Source organism: Microbacterium sp. 2RAF4 (assembly GCF_052115285.1).
GTDB classification, from domain to species: Bacteria; Actinomycetota; Actinomycetes; order Actinomycetales; family Microbacteriaceae; genus Microbacterium; species Microbacterium oxydans.
This window is the reverse complement of sequence record NZ_JBFRGI010000002.1, coordinates 19778-39208: the sequence shown is the minus strand read 5'-3', so window position 1 is coordinate 39208 and position 19431 is coordinate 19778. Positions and strand designations below refer to the sequence as shown.

The 19431-nt window shown below is 68.0% G+C and carries 17 protein-coding genes; 8 read left to right on the top strand and 9 right to left on the bottom strand.

What is annotated here, in order from left to right:
• Positions 1 to 50 precede the first annotated feature (50 nt).
• The 5 genes from AB4070_RS04425 (at position 51) to AB4070_RS04405 (ending at position 4132) form a co-directional block, all read left to right on the top strand.
• Positions 51 to 890 carry a DUF3097 domain-containing protein gene (locus tag AB4070_RS04425; RefSeq protein ID WP_441979061.1) on the top strand — a complete coding sequence of 280 codons (840 nt, stop codon included), beginning with the start codon at positions 51 to 53 and terminating at the stop codon, positions 888 to 890.
• Between the two features lie 53 nt (positions 891 to 943).
• Positions 944 to 1669, top strand: a complete 726-nt coding sequence (trmB, locus tag AB4070_RS04420; RefSeq protein ID WP_046749446.1) for a tRNA (guanosine(46)-N7)-methyltransferase TrmB — start codon at positions 944 to 946, stop codon at positions 1667 to 1669.
• Positions 1670 to 1698: 29 nt separating this feature from the next.
• Positions 1699 to 2553 (top strand): CPBP family intramembrane glutamic endopeptidase, encoded by an 855-nt coding sequence (locus AB4070_RS04415; RefSeq protein WP_441980540.1) that lies wholly within the window; start codon positions 1699 to 1701, stop codon positions 2551 to 2553.
• 67 nt (positions 2554 to 2620) lie between these two features.
• Positions 2621 to 3013: a DUF1304 domain-containing protein gene (locus AB4070_RS04410; protein WP_441979060.1), complete on the top strand. Its 393-nt coding sequence runs from the start codon at positions 2621 to 2623 to the stop codon at positions 3011 to 3013.
• 45 nt (positions 3014 to 3058) lie between these two features.
• A complete protein-coding gene (locus AB4070_RS04405) occupies positions 3059 to 4132 on the top strand; it encodes a DNA polymerase IV (RefSeq protein ID WP_441979059.1) in 1074 nt (357 codons plus the stop codon).
• 35 nt (positions 4133 to 4167) lie between these two features.
• On the opposite strand, the gene AB4070_RS04400 is transcribed toward AB4070_RS04405, so the two are convergent.
• Genes AB4070_RS04400 through AB4070_RS04390 form a run of 3 tightly spaced genes read right to left on the bottom strand, consistent with a single transcriptional unit; the run spans position 4168 to position 6090 of the window.
• Positions 4168 to 4569, bottom strand: a complete 402-nt coding sequence (locus AB4070_RS04400; RefSeq protein WP_441979058.1) for a RidA family protein — start codon at positions 4567 to 4569, stop codon at positions 4168 to 4170.
• Between the two features lie 55 nt (positions 4570 to 4624).
• Positions 4625 to 5602 carry a zinc-binding dehydrogenase gene (locus AB4070_RS04395; RefSeq protein ID WP_441979057.1) on the bottom strand — a complete coding sequence of 326 codons (978 nt, stop codon included), beginning with the start codon at positions 5600 to 5602 and terminating at the stop codon, positions 4625 to 4627.
• 29 nt (positions 5603 to 5631) lie between these two features.
• Entirely contained in the window at positions 5632 to 6090 is a 459-nt protein-coding gene (locus tag AB4070_RS04390) for a MarR family winged helix-turn-helix transcriptional regulator (RefSeq protein ID WP_441980539.1), read from the bottom strand.
• 171 nt (positions 6091 to 6261) lie between these two features.
• On the opposite strand from AB4070_RS04390, the gene AB4070_RS04385 reads away from it, so the two are divergent.
• From AB4070_RS04385 to AB4070_RS04375, 3 genes are all read left to right on the top strand, one after another.
• Positions 6262 to 7902: a SulP family inorganic anion transporter gene (locus tag AB4070_RS04385; RefSeq protein WP_441979056.1), complete on the top strand. Its 1641-nt coding sequence runs from the start codon at positions 6262 to 6264 to the stop codon at positions 7900 to 7902.
• An 11-nt stretch (positions 7903 to 7913) separates the two neighbouring features.
• Positions 7914 to 8891, top strand: coding sequence for an FUSC family protein (locus AB4070_RS04380; protein WP_441979055.1), 978 nt, complete (start codon positions 7914 to 7916; stop codon positions 8889 to 8891).
• Between the two features lie 202 nt (positions 8892 to 9093).
• Positions 9094 to 11586 carry a LuxR C-terminal-related transcriptional regulator gene (locus AB4070_RS04375; protein WP_441979054.1) on the top strand — a complete coding sequence of 831 codons (2493 nt, stop codon included), beginning with the start codon at positions 9094 to 9096 and terminating at the stop codon, positions 11584 to 11586.
• Between the two features lie 27 nt (positions 11587 to 11613).
• Here the strand turns inward: AB4070_RS04375 and AB4070_RS04370 are convergent, their stop codons facing one another.
• The 6 genes from AB4070_RS04370 to AB4070_RS04345 form a co-directional block, all read right to left on the bottom strand.
• Positions 11614 to 13956, bottom strand: a complete 2343-nt coding sequence (locus tag AB4070_RS04370) for an arylsulfatase (protein WP_441979053.1) — start codon at positions 13954 to 13956, stop codon at positions 11614 to 11616.
• Between the two features lie 131 nt (positions 13957 to 14087).
• Positions 14088 to 14804 (bottom strand): GAP family protein, encoded by a 717-nt coding sequence (locus AB4070_RS04365; protein WP_441979052.1) that lies wholly within the window; start codon positions 14802 to 14804, stop codon positions 14088 to 14090.
• A gap of 34 nt (positions 14805 to 14838) precedes the next feature.
• Positions 14839 to 15510, bottom strand: a complete 672-nt coding sequence (locus AB4070_RS04360; protein ID WP_441979051.1) for a GAP family protein — start codon at positions 15508 to 15510, stop codon at positions 14839 to 14841.
• The gene (locus AB4070_RS04355) at positions 15510 to 17186 is read right to left on the bottom strand and encodes a SulP family inorganic anion transporter (protein ID WP_441979050.1); all 1677 of its coding nucleotides are present in this window, start codon (positions 17184 to 17186) and stop codon (positions 15510 to 15512) included. The genes AB4070_RS04360 and AB4070_RS04355 overlap by 1 nt, the downstream gene beginning before the upstream one ends.
• A 131-nt stretch (positions 17187 to 17317) precedes the next feature.
• A complete protein-coding gene (locus tag AB4070_RS04350; RefSeq protein ID WP_441979049.1) occupies positions 17318 to 18457 on the bottom strand; it encodes an AI-2E family transporter in 1140 nt (379 codons plus the stop codon).
• 21 nt (positions 18458 to 18478) lie between these two features.
• Positions 18479 to 19312 (bottom strand): mechanosensitive ion channel family protein, encoded by an 834-nt coding sequence (locus tag AB4070_RS04345; RefSeq protein WP_441979048.1) that lies wholly within the window; start codon positions 19310 to 19312, stop codon positions 18479 to 18481.
• Positions 19313 to 19431: the final 119 nt, after the last annotated feature.

The following is a 19431-nucleotide window of genomic DNA, read 5'->3' as shown; positions in this document are numbered from 1 at the left end:
CGACACGGGTTCGCCGTTCGCCCTCAGCGGAGGCACATACGCTGGAAGGCATGGACGACATCTACGGTTCCGACGTGCTCGCGGCGGGCTGGCGCGAGCGCGGCGCGAAGAAGGTGCCCCAGGTCGCGGCCGAGCCGGACCTCGTGGTCGAGGTCGCCGACGACGGCTTCTGCGGTGCGGTCACGCGCGTCCAGGGCGGCAACGTCGAGTTGGAGGACCGCGTCGGCCGTCGGCGGCTGTTCCCCCTCGGCGGAGGGTTCCTCATCGATGGCGCACCCGTGAGGCTGATCGTGCCCACCGCTGCCGACCAGGGGCGGCGGCGCACGGCATCCGGTTCGTTCGTGGTGGCCGATCAGCGCGCCCGCGTCGCTCTGCCCAGCCGAATCCTCGTCGAGGGCAAGCACGACGCCGAACTCGTCGAGAAGGTGTGGGGCGCGGACCTGCGGGTCGAGGGCGTCGTCGTCGAGTTCCTCCAGGGCGTCGACCTGCTCGATGACCTGTTGGCCGCAGAGCCGCCCAGCGCGACACGGCGTTACGGGGTGCTCGTCGACCACCTCGTCGCTGGGTCGAAGGAATCGCGCATCGCCGACGCGGTCGCACGGGGCCCGCACGGACGCCATCTGCGCATCGTCGGTCATCCGTTCGTCGACGTCTGGCAGTGTGTGACGCCGCGAGCCCTTGGCATCACGAAGTGGCCTGAGATCCCGCGCGGCATCGAGTGGAAGGTCGGAATCTGCCGTGCCTTCGGCTGGCCGCACGAGACGCAGGCCGACATCGCGCGCGCGTGGCAGCACATCCTCTCGAAGGTCACGACCTATCGGGACCTGGAACCGGCGCTGCTGGGCCGTGTGGAGGAGCTCATCGACTTCGTCACCGCGCCGGCGGCCTGAACCCGGGTACCGGGGACGCCGGAGCGTCGGATGTCGACGGCTACCCTGGAAACATGCCCGAACCCCGTACCTTCCGAGACGAGCCGGTGTCGTTCGTGCGCCGCAGCGGCCGGATGTCCGACGCGCAGGAGCGCGCCTTCGCCGAGCTCGGCCCGCACTATCTGCTCGACGTTCCCCGTGACGTCGCCTGGACCTCCGTGCACCCCGAGGCGCGCCTCGATCCTGCGACCGAGTACGGGCGCACCGCCGACCTCTACGTGGAGGTCGGATCGGGTCAGGGGCACGCGATCGTGGCCGCGGCCTCGTCGCGCCCCGAGGACGATTTCCTCGCCGTCGAGGTGTTCCGCGCCGGCCTCGCCAGGACCATGCTCGACGCCGACAGGGAGGGCGCCCGCAACCTGCGCGTCGTCGAGGCGAACGCGCCGGAGGTCCTCTCATCGTTCCTCCCGGAGGCGGCGGCACGCGAGGTGTGGATCTTCTTCCCCGACCCGTGGCACAAGAAGAAGCACACCAAGCGACGCCTCGTGAGACCGGGATTCGGCGACGCCGCGGCGCGAGCGCTTCGTGATGGCGGCCTGCTGAGGCTCGCGACCGACTGGGAGGACTATGCCCTCCAGATGCGCGATGTGCTCGACGCGGATCCGCTGTTCGAGCGTGCGTTCGAGGGGGAGTGGGCCGAACGATTCGACGGTCGCGTCATGACCGCGTTCGAGCGCAAGGGCATCGCGAAGGGGCGGGACATCCGCGATCTCGTGTACCGGCGCAGGACCCGCGCGTGACCGACACGCGGCGCGACACGGCGTCGCAGATGGGGATCCTTCCCGCGCTGCTCGTGTGCTCCGCAGCCCCGGCATTCTTCGTGCTGGAGATCCCGTGGCTGGGCTGGACGCTCCTCGCCGCCGGCATCGCGGTCGCCGGCCTCCTCGAACGCCGCCTGGTCGAACGCCGCCTCGTCGAACGCCGTCGCGGCGAGCGGGGCGTGGATCCAGCCGGGAGCCCACGCCGCCCTTCGCTCACACGCGATCTCTCGCTGATCGCGATCGGCTTGCTGATCGTGAGCATCATCCCGCTGGCAGCGGAACTCGACAACCTCGCGATGCTGCGGTTCACGCTCGCCCTGGGCGGCGCGGTGGCGGTTCCCTACGTGATCTCGAGGTTCGTCTATCGCGACCGGGCCATCGGCTTCCCCTGGCGTACGCACAAGCGCTGGGGGCGGCTGCAATGGGGGTGGCTCGTTGCGGTGCTCGTGCTGGGCTGGCTGATCCTGCCCTTCTACTTCATCACCAGCGGGGTGTACCAGAACTGGCCGGTCGTGGACACTCCCGACCTCATCGCCCGCCTCTTCGTCGGGGTCGGCGCCGTGGGCATCTGGGACGAGCTGTTCTTCATCTGCACCGTGTTCGCCCTGCTGCGCCGGCACTTCCCCGACCTGCTGGCCAACATCCTGCAGGCCATCGTCTTCGTCTCCTTCCTGTGGGAGCTGGGCTACCGCGAGTGGGGACCCGTGCTGACCATCCCGTTCGCCATGCTGCAGGGGTACATCTTCCTGCGCACGCACTCGCTGGCCTATGTCGTGACGGTGCACCTGCTCTTCGATGCGGTGGTGTTCGCCGTGCTGGTGCACGCACACAACCCTGGGCTCCTTCCGATCTTCCTCGTGTGACGAGGAGGTCCGAGCGCGCCGGTGCTGTCGGCTTGCTCCCGGCCCGCGAGAACGGAAGAATCAGCCCATGCTCATCGTCGGACTCGTCCTCGCTGCCGCAGCTGCGGCCTTCCATGTCTTCATCTTCGCGCTCGAGTCGCTGCGGTGGACCGAGCCGGAGACGAGGAAGATCTTCGGCGTCCCCAGCGAGGCGGACGCGGTCACGATGAAGCAGCTGGCCTTCAACCAGGGCTTCTACAACCTCTTCCTCGCGCTGACGGCTCTGCTCGGCATCGGCCTGGTGATCGTCGGAGCCGAGACGGTGGGGCTCACCCTCGTCTTCGCCGGAACCGGGATGATGCTCGCCGCCGCGCTCGTGCTCGTGCTCTCCGACCGGACCAAGGTGCGCGCTGCGGCGATGCAGGGAACCCTGCCGTTGCTCGCTGTGATGGTCACCGCGATCGGTCTCGCGATCCGGTGACGATCGAGGGGTGACATCCACGCCGGTACCGGTCACACTCATTGCATGGCCGACTGGGTGCTGCACGTGGACATGGATCAGTTCATCGCGGCGGTGGAGGTGCTGCGCCGACCGGAGTTGGCCGGTCGTCCGGTGATCGTGGGCGGACGCGGTGACCCGACCGAGCGAGCGGTGGTCTCGACCGCTTCCTACGAAGCCCGTGAGTACGGCATCGGCTCGGGCATGCCGCTGAAGATCGCCGCACGGAAGGCGCCGGACGATGCCGTGTTCCTCCCGGTCGATCGGGACGCCTACGCACAGGCATCCGACGAGGTCATGGCGGCTCTCCGTGCGCTGCCGGGGGTGGTGCTCGAAGTGGTGGGATGGGACGAGTGCTTCCTCGGAGTGCAGACGGACTCTCCCGAAGGCGTGGCCTCCTCCGCGCAGGAGGCGGTGTTCGAGGCGACACAGCTGCACTGCTCGGTGGGGATCGGGGACAACAAGGTCCGGGCGAAGATCGCCACCGAGTTCGGCAAGCCCCGCGGCGTCTTCCGCCTCACCGCGGACAACTGGTTCGAGGTGATGGGCGACAAGCCGACGCGCGACCTCTGGGGTGTCGGGCCGAAGGTGCAGAAGCGTCTCGCAGTCCACGGCATCTCGACGGTGCGAGATCTCGCCGAGGCGGACGAGCAGACCCTTGTGACCGAGTTCGGACCGCGGATGGGCGTCTGGTATCACGGGCTGGGCTCCGGGATCGGTCCGAGCACCGTCGACGACACGCCCTGGGTTGCGCGAAGCCACAGCCGGGAGATGACCTACCAGGAGAACCTCACGACGCCGGAGCAGGTCGATACGGCGATCCGCGATCTGGCGACCCACGCGTTCGACGACTGCGCCGCGGAGGGGCGGCCGGTCGTCCGAGTGCACCTCAAGGTGCGATATGCCCCGTTCGAGACCAAGACCTTCGGCCGCAAGCTCTCCGCGCCGACAACCGACCGTGCAGAGTTCGTCGCGGTTGCCGCGGCGCTCGCCGGCACGCTCGAGCGGGAGCGGGAGGTGCGACTGCTCGGGGTCCGTGCGGAGATGACCGCACCGGAGGATGACGGCGTCGAGCGCACGCCGGTGCGGGGGAGGATCTGACCCCGCACCTGGACATCGTGGGAAGCATCGTCCGCTCAGGGGCGCAGCACGGCTGCGACCGCGCTCACCTCGATCAGGGCGCCGGGGACTCCGAGCCCCGCCACGAGAGCCGCGGTGACGAGGGGAGGGGCTCCGTCCCGTGCCAGCCGCGAGGCGACAGCGCCGTACGCCGCGCGCAGGTCCGCGTCCTGATGGATCAGCACCGTCCAGCTGATCACGTCTTCGAGCCCTGCACCCACGGACTCGAGGGCGATCCTGGCGTTCTCGACAGCGCGAGCGGACTGCTCGCCGGCATCGCTCGAGACGACGGCTCCGGTGGTGTCGACACCGTTCTGGCCGCCGACATACACCGTCGTGGCCCCGGGCGGGACGACGGCCACATGGCTGAATGCGGGACTGACGACGAGCCCCTCGGGCTGTCCGAGTGTGATCTCCATGGCCACACTCTGCACCGGGTCGCCGACATGCGGAAGACCCTCGTCGGCGACCCGCTCAGAAGCGGAGCAGCACCTTGCCGACGCGACCCGGCGTGTCGCTCGCACGCACCGCCGCGCTGATGTCGGCGGCGTCGAAGATGCCGGCCACGGGCAACGTCAGGCTGCCGTCGGCGAGGCGCTGGAAGAGTTCGCCGAACAGCGCGCTGCGGGTGGCCTGATCGAGGCTCGGGATCACCTTGCTGCCCCAGAAGCCCTTCACCGTGGCCTGCTTGAAGATCACGTCGGAGGAGGCGATCTCCATGGTGGGGGAGTCCATCGCCCCGAACGCGACCAACGTGCCGCCTTCCGCGAGCAGCGAGAGAACCTGACCGGCGGATGCGCCACCGACGGAATCCACGCCGGCGGCGATCGGCGCACCTCCGGTGATCGCCTCGACCTGCTCCTTCCAATCGGGCTGATCGGTCGCGACGATCCTGTCGATGCCCTGTGCGCGGAGCTCGTCGACCCCCGCGCTCCGGCGCACCAGGCCGAGCACGTTCACTCCGCGTGCTGAGCCGAGCTGCGCGAGCATGCGTCCGACGGCTCCGTTCGCGGCGTTCTGCACGATCCAGGCACCGGCCTGCACATCGAGGAAGTCCAGCAGCGTGATCGCGCTGAAGGGCATCGAGACCAGCTGAGCTGCCGTCTCGTCAGGAAGGCCGTCCGGGATCGGGATCACCCCGGCGGCATTCGTCACGATGTACTCGGCCCAGGCGCCGAAGGTTCCGCCGGTGGCGACGCGCTGGCCGACCTCGAGGTGCTCGACTCCGGCGCCGAGCGCGTCGACGACTCCGAGGGCTTCGGTTCCCGACGCGGCGGGGAGCTCCGGCTTGAAGCCGTACGTGCCGCGAACGGTCCACAGGTCGTGGTTGTGGATGGGGGAGAGCACGATCCGCAGACGGACCTGGCCTTCACCGGGCTCCGGAAGGGGTCGATCCTCGACCCGGAGGACTTCCTCCGGAGCGCCGAAGGTGGGGTGGATGAGTGCGCGCATGGCGATTCCGTTCTCTCTCGGGGTTTCGATCAGGGCCGGTCGCTCTGGTGGGCGTCGGCGAGATCCTTCGTGGTCTTCTGAAGACGGTCGGTGATGTCGTGCAGTTCGGCGATGAGCTGACGGCGATGCTCCTCATCCTGGAGCCCGGAGATCGACGCGATGGTGGTGTGGATGGGCGCCACCTCGGCCCGCAGATCCTGGCCCTTGTCGGTGAGTGTCACCATCACCACGCGCTCGTCGTCGCGGCCGCGGGTCCTGGTCACGAGTCCGGCCTGCTCGAGTCGCCGGACGAGCGGGGAGAGCGTGCCGGAGTCCAGGCGCATCACCGCGCCCAGCGACCCGATCGTCTGCTCGCCGTCGAGCCAGAGCGCGGCGAGCACCAGGTACTGCGGATAGGTCAGACCCCAGGGTGCGAGCAGCGTCCGGTATGCCTGCGTGGTTGCACGCGCGGCGGAGTACAGGGAGAAGCAGAGCATCTCATCGGTCATCGGCACGAAGACAGCATTGCACGCTATTCGATTGTGCACAACTCGATCACGATCGACGGGCGCAGCGCACCTTTTCCCGGTGGAGTTCACCAGGGTGAGCCGATCGCGGGATCACTCGATCCCCGCATGCCCCCGCAGTACGCTTCTGACGACCGGAGGACGGAGAAGCGGATGACCGCGACGAGAAGACCGCCATGGCTGTTCAGCACGGTCGAGGGGTATCGTCGGCAGTGGGTGGTCCGTGACGTCGTCGCCGGTCTGTCGGCTGGCGCCGTCGTGATCCCGCAGGGGATGGCCTACGCGACGATCGCCAATCTTCCCGTGCAGGTCGGGCTCTACACGTGCATCCTGCCGATGCTGGTCTACGCGTTCCTCGGTGGAAGCCGCGCCATGAGCGTCTCGACGACCTCGACGATCGCGACCCTCACCGCGACGACCCTGGTGTCCGCGGGAGTCGCCGCGGGATCCGACGATGCGATCGGCTCCCTGATGATGCTGACACTGCTCGTGGGGGTGATCCTGTTGATCGCCCGACTCTGTCGCCTCGGCTCGCTCGTGGAGAACATCAGCGGCGCCACAGTCCTCGGGTTGAAGATCGGTGTCGGCGCGACGGTCGCCGTCGGACAGCTCCCGAAACTGTTGGGCGAGAGCTATGACTTCTCCGGTCATGGATTCCTCAAGTCGCTGGGCGCGGTTGCACAGGCCTTCGACAGTGTGAACTGGCCGACCGTCGCACTGTCCGCCGGCTCGATCCTCGTGATCGTCGTGCTCAAGCGGTTCGCTCCGCGCGTGCCGGGCACGCTCGTCGCCGTGGTCGCCGGAATCCTCCTGGTCGCCTTCGCCGGTCTGGATCGCTACGGTGTCGACCTGATCGCGCCGGTGCCGAGCGGACTCCCTGTTCCGGGCATCCCCGATTTCTCGCAGACGGTCGTCCTCGTGCCCGGCGCCCTCGCTATCGCCGTGATGGCGTTCCTGGAGTCCGCGGCCGTCGCGCGCAGCCTGCGGGCGGCGACCGAACCTCAGATCGACAGCGACCAGGAGCTGTTCGCGACGGGCGCGGCGAACACCGTCGGCGCATTCTTCGGCACGATGCCCGCTGCGGGAGGCTTCTCGCAGAGCGCGGTCAATCAGAGCGCAGGGGCGCGCTCCCAGGTGGCGACCCTGATCACCGTGGTGCTCGCCGTGCTCGTCGCGCTCTTCCTCGGACCCGTTCTCAGCCTGCTCCCCGAGGCGACGCTGGCCGCGATGGTGTTCGTCGCCGTCGCCGGGCTCATCAACATCCCCGAACTCGTGCGGTGGGCGCGGATCAGTCCTGTGGATTTCTGGATCGCTCTCGCGGTCGCGATCCTCGGGCTCACCGCCGGCCTTCTCCCGGCTGTGGCGGTCGGCGTGGTCGTGACCTTGATCCTGGTGCTCCGCGAGCTCAACGTGCCGAAGGTGACGGTCGAGGCTCGCGTCGGCGACGCGCTGGGACTCCGTCTCGAACGGGGACTCTACACGGCGAACGCGATGGCCAACGAGAAGCAGATCCTCGCGCTGGTCGGGGCCGAGAAGCAGCCGGTCCGGGTGCTCGTACTGGGTCTGATGCAGCAGGAGGTGATGACGATCACCGTCCTCGACGCTCTGGAGAACCTCGACGGAGAGCTGGCTCAACTCGGCATCGTGCTGCACATCGCAGCGCTTCCCGAGCGTGCAGCCGCGGTCGCACGCCGCACACCGTGGTTCCTCGGACTGGAATCGCACGGTCGCGTGCACGCATCTGTGAGTGACGGCGTCGCGTCCGCGGATCGGGAAGACGGCAGACGGAGCTGAGGGAGAGATGGATGAGTGACGATGCCGGGCTGCGCTGGCGATGGTCGCGATTCGGCCTCGGCCTGCTGTTCGCCGCGCCGGCGATGGTCGTCGCCCCCTTCCATCCGACGCTCGGTGTCGCGCTCGGGATCGGCGTGATACCCGCCGCCGCCTTCGGCCTCCCACCCCGCAGGAGAGCGCGCACCACCATCCCCGTCGTCGGCACGTTGAGCGCCCTCGGCCTGCTTCTCGGGGCGCTGCTGGCGGAGTGGCCCGTGGTCGCCGTGGTCGCCGTGCTCGGGCTCGCGATCGTCGCGAGTCTCAACGCCCCGCGGGGTCGGCTCGGGCAGTTGGTCCTCGTGCTGGTGCTGCCGATGACGGGGATCGGGCTGAGCTTCTCCTGGTCCTCGGCCACGGCGGGATTCGCCGCCTGCATCATCGCCGGCTCGGTGTACGCGTGGATGATCTCCCTGCTCTGGCCCGAGCGCGAAGAGCGGGCCCGTGCCGCCAGTCCGCTACCTCGGGGGCGGGCTCTCCTGGTCTACGGGATCCTCCTCGGTATGGCTGCGGCGCTCGCCGCCGCCATCGGCTTCGCTCTCGATCTCGAACACGTGGGGTGGGCGACGGGCGCGGTGCTCCTGGTCATGCGTCCGGTCAGGGGGCAGTTGATCGCGCGCAGCATGGGTCGTGCGGCGTCGGTGCTCATCGGGGCTTTCGCGGCCGCGGGTCTGGCTGTCCTGGCTCCGGGGGGTCTCGAGACCGGGCTCGTGGTCGGCGCTGTCGTCGGATCCACCTGCGCCATCCAGGAGAGCCGATGGTACGTCGTGCCCGGCTTCACCACGTTCCTCGCCCTGACCCTCATCATGTCCACCTCGCCGGAGCCGCCGGGGGCTCGATTCGCGGAACGCGCACTGGAGACGCTTCTCGGAGTGGGGCTCGCTCTGCTGTTCGGCGCTGTGCTGCCCTCGGTGGTCGGCTTCATCCGGCAGCGAAGCGCGATCTCCCGTTGAGGGTTCTGGACGAAAGTCGCTTGATGTGCGCGCTCCCATGGTGGGATACTTCGAGAAGGGGAGGACGTAGCATCTAACATTTCACCGGGGGCTCTTGATGGTCGAAAAACAGCCAGACGTCGATTCAGCGTGGATTCCTCCACTCCCCACAGGCCCTGGTGACATCCCCAGAGCCCGACTGCTGTCACGACTCTCCGCTGCGTTGGACGAGCCCTGGACACTCACCGTCCTGTCGGCCCCCGCGGGGTCGGGCAAGACCCGGCTGCTCACCCGGTGGGCGCATTCGATGGCCTCCTCGGACGACGATCGATCGCGTGTGGTGTGGCTATCGATGCAGCGTTGGCACCGGGACCTCGAGCCCCTGCAGTCTGCACTCGGGAGCGTCGAAGACCCCCTGCTGCGCGAAGCGCTCGACCGCCTCACGGGCCCGTGGTCGACGGAGAGGGCGCGCGCTCTGGCACGGGCCCTCCGCGTCGCGGACCGTCGGGTCGTCGTGATCATCGACGATGTGCACCTGATCGAGACAGGGTCGCTCGTCGAGATGCTGTCGGCTTTCTTGAGCGCAGTGCCGGGCACCGCCCACGTCGTGGTCTCCGGACGCGGAACCCGGCGTCTGCCTCTTGCGCGTCGACGTATCGTCGGCATGGCGCTGGAACTCGGAAGCCGTGACCTGGCATTCACGCCGGCGGAGGTGCGAGCGTTCTTCCGTGCGAGGGGGATGCGGCTCTCGCAGGGCGAGATCACCTCCGTGCTGTTGCGCACCGAGGGGTGGGCTACTGGACTCCGGCTGCTGGAGCTGGCGGCGCTGCATGACTCGTTCGCCACGGTCCTCCCGCTGCGCGGTGACTCTCCGACGGTGACGGACTACTTCGCCGAGGAGGTCTTCGCAGATCTCGACGAGAGCCTCAGCGAGTTCCTCGTGCTCACCTCGGTGCCGGAGTCGTTCACACCGGCTCTGGCCTCGCAGTTGACAGGCGGAACGCCGGCCGAGCCGCTGATCGAACAGCTCATGAGACTCAACGTGCTGATCAGCCGCAGCGGTCAGGAGCCGGTCTGGTATCACTACCATCCTCTGTTGCGGGAGTTTCTCTATGCCCGCCTGAAGGACAGAGGAGAGGCCGCCGTCGAGGAGCTCGAGAGCGTGACCGCGGAGTGGTTCGCGGTCGAGCAGGACCACGAGCGAGCGATGTTCCATGCCGCGCGGAGCGGCGACCACTGCTCGACCTCACGGATCCTCCGTCGCAGTGGGATGCAGCTGATCCTCATGGGCTATGCCGCTGAGGTGGTCGCAGCGATCGCGCGACTTCCTCGTCCTCTGCTCGCGGAGCCTGCCATGCGGATGCTGACGGCGTCCGCGGAGCTGGCACAGGGCGAGCCCGCCAGCGCTGCGGCGCTGCTCGAGTCGGGGTCCGAACTCGAGGATTCCGTTCCGGTCCGTCAATGGCTCAAGGGTCTCGAGTTGCACACGGCGGTGCGTCGCGGTGGCCTCTCGGACACGCTCGACCGGCTGGAGCCGGGTCTCGACGAGGTGTCGGGGGAGTCGCAACTCGATACCTACGTGTTCCTGCAGGCCGCCATGGCAGAGCTGTACACGGGGGCGCTGAACGATGCCGACCGGTTCGCCCGGCTCGCGGGCGACCATGCTCACGCCGCGGGCACTGCCGCGGCGGAACTGCAGGCGGCCGCGATCCTGAACACGGCCGACCTCTTCCGAGGGCGGATGCGAGAGGTGTTGCGTTCCGGTGTGCTCCTCGACGAGCGCTGGCGCGCGCTCGGCACGCCCGCGGACTCCTTCTACGAGGTCACGCGGGTGTGGCGGTACTGGGTGCCTTTCGAACAGATGCTCGTCGCCGACGTGGATCAGACGCTGCGTACGGCGACCGAGATCATCGAATCCGGAACGGAGCCGGCTATCGCACGCGGTCTGCGCGGCATGATCGCCCTGCTGAACGCCGATGGCGCCATCGACGCGCATGCGGCGGCTCTCGCGCTTGTCGAGAACCTCGCACCGCGCGATGACATGCCGCTGCCTGTGCACTGGTACGCGATGATGAGTGCCTTCGCGACGCGCGCCTTGAACGATCTCGGAGAGTACGCCCTCAGAGACCGCTTCATCCACGATGTCGGAGACGCTCTCGGAGAGGTCGGCGAGGTGGCCGTGCTCCGCGCGATCGCCGCGCTGCACGATCAGGAGTTCGAGCCGGCGCGGGCCGCTCTCGCTCCGGTGCTGGAGGGGATGGCGCCGTGCCTTCTCCCCGCGTCGATGATCGACGCCTGGCTGGTCGCTGCCTGTATCGAAGTGCAGGCCGGCTGTCCCGATCAGGCGCAGGTGTCGCTGTCGTTTGCGCTCGCCCTGGCCGAACCGGAGGAGCACATCCGACGATTCGCCGACGCCGGGCCGGTCGTCGCGCGCCTTCTCGCCGCACGCGCGACTCCCGGCTCACGCGGTCGTTTCGCGGATCGCGTCCGCGAACGACTCACCGCAGCCGGAGTGCTCGTCGAGGAGGAGCTCACGCGTCGCGAACGCATCGTGCTCGCGGCGTTGAGCCGCAACGCGACGCTCAGGGAGATCGCGGAGCAGGAGTTCATCTCCCCGAACACGGTCAAGACGCACGTGCGCAACATCTACCGCAAGCTGGGCGTCTCCGACCGGGACAGCGTGACGGCGGCTGCGCACGCTCTCGGGATCGAGTAGCGCGCGCAGCCGCCGCGGGGGAGCGACTCAGTCGCGTGCCATGGCTGCTGCCAGATGTGCTTCGAGGTCGATGTAGGCGTCGTCCGCGATGTCGAACACGACCTTCGCGATCTCGCCCCCGGTGAAGTCGAAACCGTACCCGTACAGCGACGACACGGGATCGGCGCTGTCTCGACCGATCGTCAGGCCCTCGCCGCACAAGGAGAAGTGACCGAGCACCGTGCGGATCTGCTTCTCACCGACGACCTGTTCGTCGACGTACAGCTTCACGGGCCCGACTCCCTCGCGGTACTCACCCATGCCCTCCTTCGTGAACTCCACCCCGATGATGTGCTTCCCGGAGGTCGGAACGGGTGCGGATACGCGGTCCTCCGGCGGGATGCCGAGGAAGTTGTACACGTAGTGCACCTGCCCGTCCTTCACGACCAGGGCGTGGCCGCCGAAGCGCGAGCCGTGCGCGAAGATGACACCCTCGGTGTCGGGTGTGAACTCGACCTCGGCCGCGATCTTGTAGGAGACCCCGTGCACGTTCGCAGCCGACCGTTCAGGGACTTCGCTGGTACCGGGGTAGTAGATGAACCGGCCGGAGGGTGGCGCGGGCTGGTGGAACTCCATGGCCACGAAGGTCTCGAAGTCCTTCGCGTTTCCGATGATCTGGAGATCGTTCAGCGGCAGCACGTCGTTGGCCTTCGCCTCGGTCATCCAGAGCGCTTTGAGCTCCTCGACCTTCTCCGGGTGGTCGGCTGCGAGGTTCTTCGCCTCGGCACGGTCGGTGTCGGTGTGATACAGCTCCCACTCGTCGTTCTCGAAGTCGCCCTTGCCGCTGACCGGACCATGCACCGTGACGGCCTTCCAGCCTTCATGCCAGATGCCGCGCTGGCCGAACATCTCGTAGTACTGCGTCTTCTTCTCCGTCACCCCGTCGGGCGCGGCATCGAACGAGTACGCCATGGAGACACCCGAGAGCGGGGTCTGTTCGACGCCGTTGTACGTCTCGGGGAACGTCACCCCGCACGCCTCGAGGATCGTCGGCACGATGTCGGTCGAGTGGTGGTATTGATGGCGCACCTCCCCCCGTGCCTTGATCCCGGCGGGCCAGTGGATCACCAGCGGGTCGCACACGCCGCCCTGATAGGTGTACCGCTTGAACATCTTGTACGGGGTGGAGAACGCCGCGGCCCATCCGGTCGGGTAGTGGTTGTACGTCTCCGGTGAGCCGAGCTTGTCGACCATGCGGAGGTTCTCCGCCTCGTCGTCGGGGTAACCGCCGAAGATCTTGCCCTCGTTGACCGAGCCGTTGGGGCTGCCCTCGCCAGATGCCCCGTTGTCGGCGCAGTAGATGATGAGGGTGTTGTCCAGCTGCCCCGACTCCTCGAGATAGTCGACGATACGGCCGACCTGCGAGTCGGTGTACTCGCTGAAGCCGGCGTAGACCTCCGCCATCCGCGAGAACATCGCCTTCTCCTCGTCGTTCAGCTCGTCCCACGGGCGCACTTCGTCGCTCGGGGTGAACGTCCCCTCTGGCATGGGGTTCAACGCGGTCAGGTCGGTGTCGGCGGGAAGGATCCCCTTCTCGATCATCCGGGCGAGCACCCATTCGCGGTAGGCCTCGTAGCCGTCGTCGAACTGCCCCTTGTACTTGTCGATGTACTCCTGCGGGGCATGGTGCGGAGCATGGTTCGCGCCGGGGCAGAACCACAGGTACCAGGGCTTCTCCGGCTCGGTCTGCTTGACGTCGCGGATCATCGTGAGGGCCTGGTCGGCGAGGTCCTTCGAGAGGTGGTACCCGTCTTCCGGCAGGTACGGCTGGTCGATGTAGTGGTTGTCCTCAGCCAGCGAGGGATACCAGTTGTTGGTCTCTCCGCCGATGAACCCGTAGAAGCGGTCGTACCCCTGGGCGAGCGGCCAGTGCTTCTTCGACGCACCGGCAGTCCACTCGTCGATCGGCACATTGTGGTTCTTCCCCACCCAGAAGGTCGACCAGCCGGCGTCACGGAGCACGTGCGCCATGGTGGCGTTCGATTCGGGGATGTGGGAGTTGTAACCGGGGAAGCCCGTGGAGGACTCCGAGATCGTCGCGAAGCCGTTGAGGTGGTGGTTGCGTCCGGTCAGGAACGTCGACCGCGTGGGGGAGCACAGCGCCGTCGTGTGCCACTGGGAATAGGTGAGGCCGTTCTGAGCGAGACGGTCCATCGTGGGCATGTTGATGCGCCCGCCGTACGGCGACCACGCCGCCATGCCCGTGTCGTCATACAGGACGACCAGCACGTTCGGAGCGCCGCTCGGTGGCGTCGGCGGCCGGAAGGCGTCCCAGTCCGGAACGGAATCGCGCACGTCGAGTTCGATCTTGCCTTGGAATTCGCGAGCCATCGTGGGTCTCCTTCATCTTGGTGGAACGATGCGGCTCCCCGCCGCGTTCAACGTACTGCGGTGCGAGTCGCGGGGGCATCAGAGTCGGGTGCGCTTCATCCGGGTGAACTCTGCGCGTCCCCGTGTGGACTTCAGATCAGCGCGGCGATCCCCTTCTCGAGTTGGAGGGCGCCGATCACGAGGAGCAGCGCCGCGTTGAGCACGTGTGTGTTGCCGGCGATCCAGGAGCGCATGCGGTCGAGCACGGGCTGGGCGTGCGCGCCACGGGCGAGGACGAAGAACACCGGCAGGGCGATCGGCAGGGTGCCGAGCACGATGAACACCCCAGCGACCGCGGTCGCGGCGCCGGGCGCGACGTCGGACTGCGTGATGTCCAGGGCGGCGAGGATGGCGCACGACGCGTCCACGGGGTTGAGCACGAACAGGCCGAGGCCGAGCAGGAAGGTGCGCCCCGGCCGGAACGACTCGACGGAATGCAGCCAGCCCGGCAGCTGGGGAGAAGCGTCCACCACATCGCGAGGAGTTGCGGCCGCCGCCATCTGCTCGATGCGGGCACGTCCCTTCCGGTAGACCCAGACAGCCGCCGAGACGAGGAAGCCCCCGATCAGTACGCGGACCACCGGTACCCACAGGGGCGGCTCGTTGTGCTCGTGCACCGCGAACATGGGGAAGAGCCAGAGACCGAGCGCCATGATGCCGGCGAGGCCCAGGAACCAGCCGAGCAGGTAGGCGATCCCGTTCGTCCTCGCGTTGCGGGAGAGCAGTACGGCGACGAGCGCCATGATGGCGAGGGGGCTGAGCACGACGCCGAGGGCGACGGGCACCAGGTCGAGGATCAACTCGCCCACGTCATCCCTCCTTCCACAGCCCCGCTGCTGTGCCTCAGAAGCTGCCGATGCCCTTTCCGATCATCGAGATGCCGATCACCAGCAGCAGAACCGCCATGATGACGGCGTTCTCCGCCGCCAGCCAACCGCGGAGAGCATCCAGGGGTGCTCGGAGCCGATCAGCCGCGACGAGGTAGCCGATGACCGGGACCAGCACCGTCGAGGCGGCGATGATCGTGTACACGGCGATCACCACGACGATCGAGCCCACGGGAAGCGCCGCGCCGCCGATGTCCGTACCGGCGCCGGCGGCCATGATCAGGTTCTTGGGATTCACCGCCGACAGCAGGAAGCCGAGCCCGAACGCGAACGGGAAGGTGATCGTGTCGATCGCCTTCATCCACTTCGGCAGTTCGGCCTCCTCTCCCGGTCGGGGGCGTTTGCGCCATTGCCCGAAAGCCAGCAGGAGGAGCAGAGCCCCCAGAACCAGCTGCACCACGCCACGGATCGGATGCGACGCGTCGGCGTCCTCTTCCGGCAGGAGCGAGGACACCAGCGTGAAGACCGTCACCGCGACGACGATCCCCAGCACCCAGCCGAGAAGGAAGCCGACGCTGGTCACCCGCGCCTTGGGCGAGAGCAGCATGAGGATCGCGGCGATGATCGGAATCGGACTGATCGCCACGCCGAGCGCGAGCGGGAGGATGTCGCCGATGACGGTACCCATCAGGGTCCTTTCTCGAGGGGGGCTCGTCCCGCTTCCGGAGCGGCGAGCATCGCGATCGCCTCGCGGTTGGTCGCGTAGACGTGTTCGGAAGCCAGGAGATCCAGGGCCATCAGCCGGTGCACGGTGTTGGGACGCACTCGGCTGAAGGACAGGGAGATGGAGCGGTCGGAGAGCCATTCCTTGAGGGAGGCGAACGATTCGGCGCCGGTGACGTCGACGTCGGTGACCGCTTCCATATCGACCACCAGATGACGGACATCGTTCTCACCGGCGGCGCGGACGGCGGTCTTCACCGCAGAGGAGAACACCGCCCCGTTCGCGAAGAACAGGGGTGCGGCGAGTCGGACGACCACGACCCCCGGGGCGGTCATGGTTCCGGCAGGGGCATCCTCCAGGAGGGACTCACCGGGGTCGCCGGTGGATTCGAGGACGTCGATGGCCGGATTGGCTGCGCGCTTGGCCAGGTTTATCAGCGCGAGGACGAATGCGACGAGGATCCCGGGGATCGAACCGATGAACAGGGTGACCAGGAAGCAGGTCGCGCCGATCAGGAACTCGAACCGGTCTTTGCGCCACAGATCGATGAATTCGCGGATGCCGAGCAGGGGGATGATCGCGACGCCGACGATCGCTCCGATCGCCGGGGACGGGATATCGGCGAGGAGCGCGGTGCCGAACAGCAGCAGCAGGAGAGTGCCCGCCGCGAGGATCAGCGCGGGGAACTGGGTACGAGAACCCGCCTGGTCCATGGCGGCGGTGCGGGAGGTCGATGAGCCGACCGAGAAGCTGCCCTGGGCGCCTGCGGCGATGTTCGCCGCGCCGAACGCCAGGAGATCGCGGTTCGCGTGGAACGGGTAGCCGTGCTTCTCGGAATACGACCTCGACACCAGAAGCCCCTCGGCCGTGGTGACCAGCGTCAACGCGATCGCCGACGGGACGAGCATGAGCCACAGCGACCAGTCGATCACGGGCCAGGTGAGCACAGGCGGACCGGCGGGGACCTCACCCAGGACGTCGACTCCTCGCTGGTCGAGCCCGGTCAGGACGACGACGATGGTCGTCGCCACCAGGACGATCAGCGCCCACGGGACGGCACGGAGGAACCTGCGTCCGAGCAGCAGCACGGCGACGGAGCAGACCGAGATCAGCACGGCCCATCCGTTGAGCGTCGAGAGTCCGCCGATCAGATCGGCGACCTTCCCGGTGAAGTCCTTCCCGGAGTCGATGCTGACGCCGAGCATCTTCGCGAGCTGGCTCACCATGATGTCGAGGGCGAGACCGCCGACGAACCCGACCAGGATCGGCTTGGAGAGGAAGTTCGCGAGGAACCCGAGCTTGAAGACCGCGAGCAATGCGAACATGATGCCGCAGATGATGGCCTGGGCGAGCGCGAGCGTGGCGTAATCCGCGCTTCCGGCGGCGGCGAGCCCGCCGATCGAGGAGGCGACGAGTGCTGCCGCTGCGGCATCGGGTGAGGCGACCAGCTGGCGGGAGGACACCACGAGGGCGTAGACGATCGTGGGGACGATGAGCGCGTACAGCCCGGCGGTGGGCGGCAGGCCCGCGATCTGCGCATACCCGATGTTGAGGGGGATGGCGATCGCGAGCAGAGTGACGCCCGCGGTCAACTCGGTGACGAAGTTGCGTCTGGTCAGTCCTGCGAGTGGACGTTGCACATCGCCTCCATCCGCCGGCGCCCTGGTCGAGCGCTCCCGCGTCCACGATCCCACCGGAGGGGTCGCCGGACCACGGATCGACCGCAACTCACCCCTGGTGATTTACGACGGGTGCGTCCTGAGGTGCATTCTCAGCGGCGACGAGGTGTGCGCCGCCGTCGGCCCCGCCGTGTCGCCGGGGCGGGCTCCGGCTCCCGTACAGGGGGGACGGCGGTGCGGTCGCCCGAGAGCCACCGCACCCAGAGCGCGTCGGGATCGCCCTCGAAGACGAGCGTGCGTGCGAGGAGCGTGAGCGGGATCGAGAGGATCGCACCGAGCGGGCCGATGATGAAGGTCCAGAAGATCACGGAGAAGAAGCTCAGGGTCAGGCTGAGATCGACGGCGTCGCTGACGAACTTCGGCTGCACGAGCACCTGGAGCACCACGTTCACGACGCAGTAGACCGCGACCACACCGATGAGCAGAGGCCACCCTCCGACGACGAAGGCCAGGATCGCGGGCGGGATGAGCCCGAGCACGAAGCCGATGTTCGGGATGAAGTTCGTGACGAACGCGAGGATCGCCCAGACCACGGGCGCGGGAACACCCATCCACCACAGTGCGAGACCGTCGATGACAGCGACGATCGCGCCGAAAGTCGCGTTGACGATGTAGTAGCGGCGCACGCCGGTGTTGAGCCGAGTGATCCGGGCGATGACCGCGGCCTTGGACGCCCCGAACACCGACGGAGCGTCCCGATAGCGGGCCGCGTCGACCGCCATGAAGATGATGTAGGCGCAGACGAAGAACAGGGCGGTCGCGACGCTGATCACGGTCCCGCCGATGCTGCGTGCGAGTCCCAGGAGCGTCGTCGGATCGAGGACCGAAGCCGCGGCGGCCGACGCCTCCTCGTCCAGGCCGAGGGACTGCAGCCAGGCGACGAGATCATCGACCGTCTTCGCCAGTCCGCCTTCCGAGACGAGGTCGGCGATGAGGCGCGCGAACTGCGTGCCGGCCAGCCAGAGCAGCGCGCCCATGACCAGGAGGATCAGGTAGGCGACGAGGATCACGGCGGTCGTGCTGGCCCACTGCGGCCACCCCCGCCGTTCGAGCGGTCGACGCAGAGGATCGCAGATCACCACGATCACGATCGCGAGCGCGACGGGTCCGAGGAGATCGCGCGCGAAGTAGACGCCGGCGAGAGTCACTGCGCTCGCCGCAAGAAGGAGCAGTACCCGCAGGCTGGGGGGCATCCGGTCGGGGGAGCGCTCCGGCGCAGGCGAGGTGGTCACGCGGAAAGCGTAGTCGACAGGTCAGAAGGGCTCGGGAGCGACCAGCGGCGGGACGTCCTGATGTCCCGTGACGACAGCTCGCAGACCCGCATCTTCCAATGCCGCTGCCACGTGGCGGACCGTGGCCGACACCACGGAGGTCCCATGGAGCGGGTGATGCCAGATACGGAGCGCGAGCATCCACCGGGTCGGGGAGACCGATGTGAAGATCACGCCCGGATGTTCGCGGGTGTGCACTCCTTCGGCCTCGCTCGCGGCGCGGGAGATGATCGACACGACATCATCGGCATCGATCCCGTCAGCCCGCTCGACCCGGATGTCGAGGGTGCTGCGCCGCGCACCGTGGCGAGAGTCGTTGACCAGGACCCCGGTGAGGAGGGCGGCGTTCGGCACGTGCACCGTCCGACCGTCGACCGTCGAGAGGATGACCGACCGGCCGTTGAGCTCCTGCACGACCCCGCGCAGTGCGCCGTCGGGGCCGTCGACCTCGACCTCCTCGCCGATCTTCACGGACTGGCGGGATTGGATCAGCACCCCGGCCGCGAAGTTGTCCGCGACGCCACGGAGCACGAGTATCAGCACGACGACCGCGATCGCGGTCATCGCCAGGAGCGGCTGGACATTCGCGCCGAGGAAGGCCAGCCCGACCCCGATACCGATCAGGAGCAGCGAATACTGGGCGAACCGTGCGGCCAGCTGGGCCACGGAATCGGAGATGCCCGGCGCCCGCTTCGTCAGCTTGAGAACGCCCTTGCGCGCGATACGGGAGAGGAGCCAACCGACCAGGACCGAGAGGACAGCGAGCACGATCTGCCACGGCGAGAGGCCGTCCGGGAAGAGGGCGTCCAGACTCACGGGCAGCGACCTGTCGCTCGCAGGTTCTTCCGCATCATCCGACCAGCATGCGACGTGGGCGCTCGCCGGAGACGGACCCCTCATCCTGCCAGGGTGAGAAGCCGGACCACGAGATCGCG

Excerpts from the sequence above, each read along its gene's own strand:
- AB4070_RS04425 (WP_441979061.1), top strand. The coding sequence starts at position 51 with ATGGACGACATCTACGGTTCCGACGTGCTCGCGGCGGGCTGGCGCGAG.
- trmB (WP_046749446.1), top strand. The coding sequence starts at position 944 with ATGCCCGAACCCCGTACCTTCCGAGACGAGCCGGTGTCGTTCGTGCGC.
- AB4070_RS04415 (WP_441980540.1), top strand. The coding sequence starts at position 1,699 with ATGGGGATCCTTCCCGCGCTGCTCGTGTGCTCCGCAGCCCCGGCATTC.
- AB4070_RS04410 (WP_441979060.1), top strand. The coding sequence starts at position 2,621 with ATGCTCATCGTCGGACTCGTCCTCGCTGCCGCAGCTGCGGCCTTCCAT.
- AB4070_RS04405 (WP_441979059.1), top strand. The coding sequence starts at position 3,059 with ATGGCCGACTGGGTGCTGCACGTGGACATGGATCAGTTCATCGCGGCG.
- AB4070_RS04400 (WP_441979058.1), bottom strand. The coding sequence starts at position 4,569 with ATGGAGATCACACTCGGACAGCCCGAGGGGCTCGTCGTCAGTCCCGCA.
- AB4070_RS04395 (WP_441979057.1), bottom strand. The coding sequence starts at position 5,602 with ATGCGCGCACTCATCCACCCCACCTTCGGCGCTCCGGAGGAAGTCCTC.
- AB4070_RS04390 (WP_441980539.1), bottom strand. The coding sequence starts at position 6,090 with ATGACCGATGAGATGCTCTGCTTCTCCCTGTACTCCGCCGCGCGTGCA.
- AB4070_RS04385 (WP_441979056.1), top strand. The coding sequence starts at position 6,262 with ATGACCGCGACGAGAAGACCGCCATGGCTGTTCAGCACGGTCGAGGGG.
- AB4070_RS04380 (WP_441979055.1), top strand. The coding sequence starts at position 7,914 with ATGAGTGACGATGCCGGGCTGCGCTGGCGATGGTCGCGATTCGGCCTC.
- AB4070_RS04370 (WP_441979053.1), bottom strand. The coding sequence starts at position 13,956 with ATGGCTCGCGAATTCCAAGGCAAGATCGAACTCGACGTGCGCGATTCC.
- AB4070_RS04360 (WP_441979051.1), bottom strand. The coding sequence starts at position 15,510 with ATGGGTACCGTCATCGGCGACATCCTCCCGCTCGCGCTCGGCGTGGCG.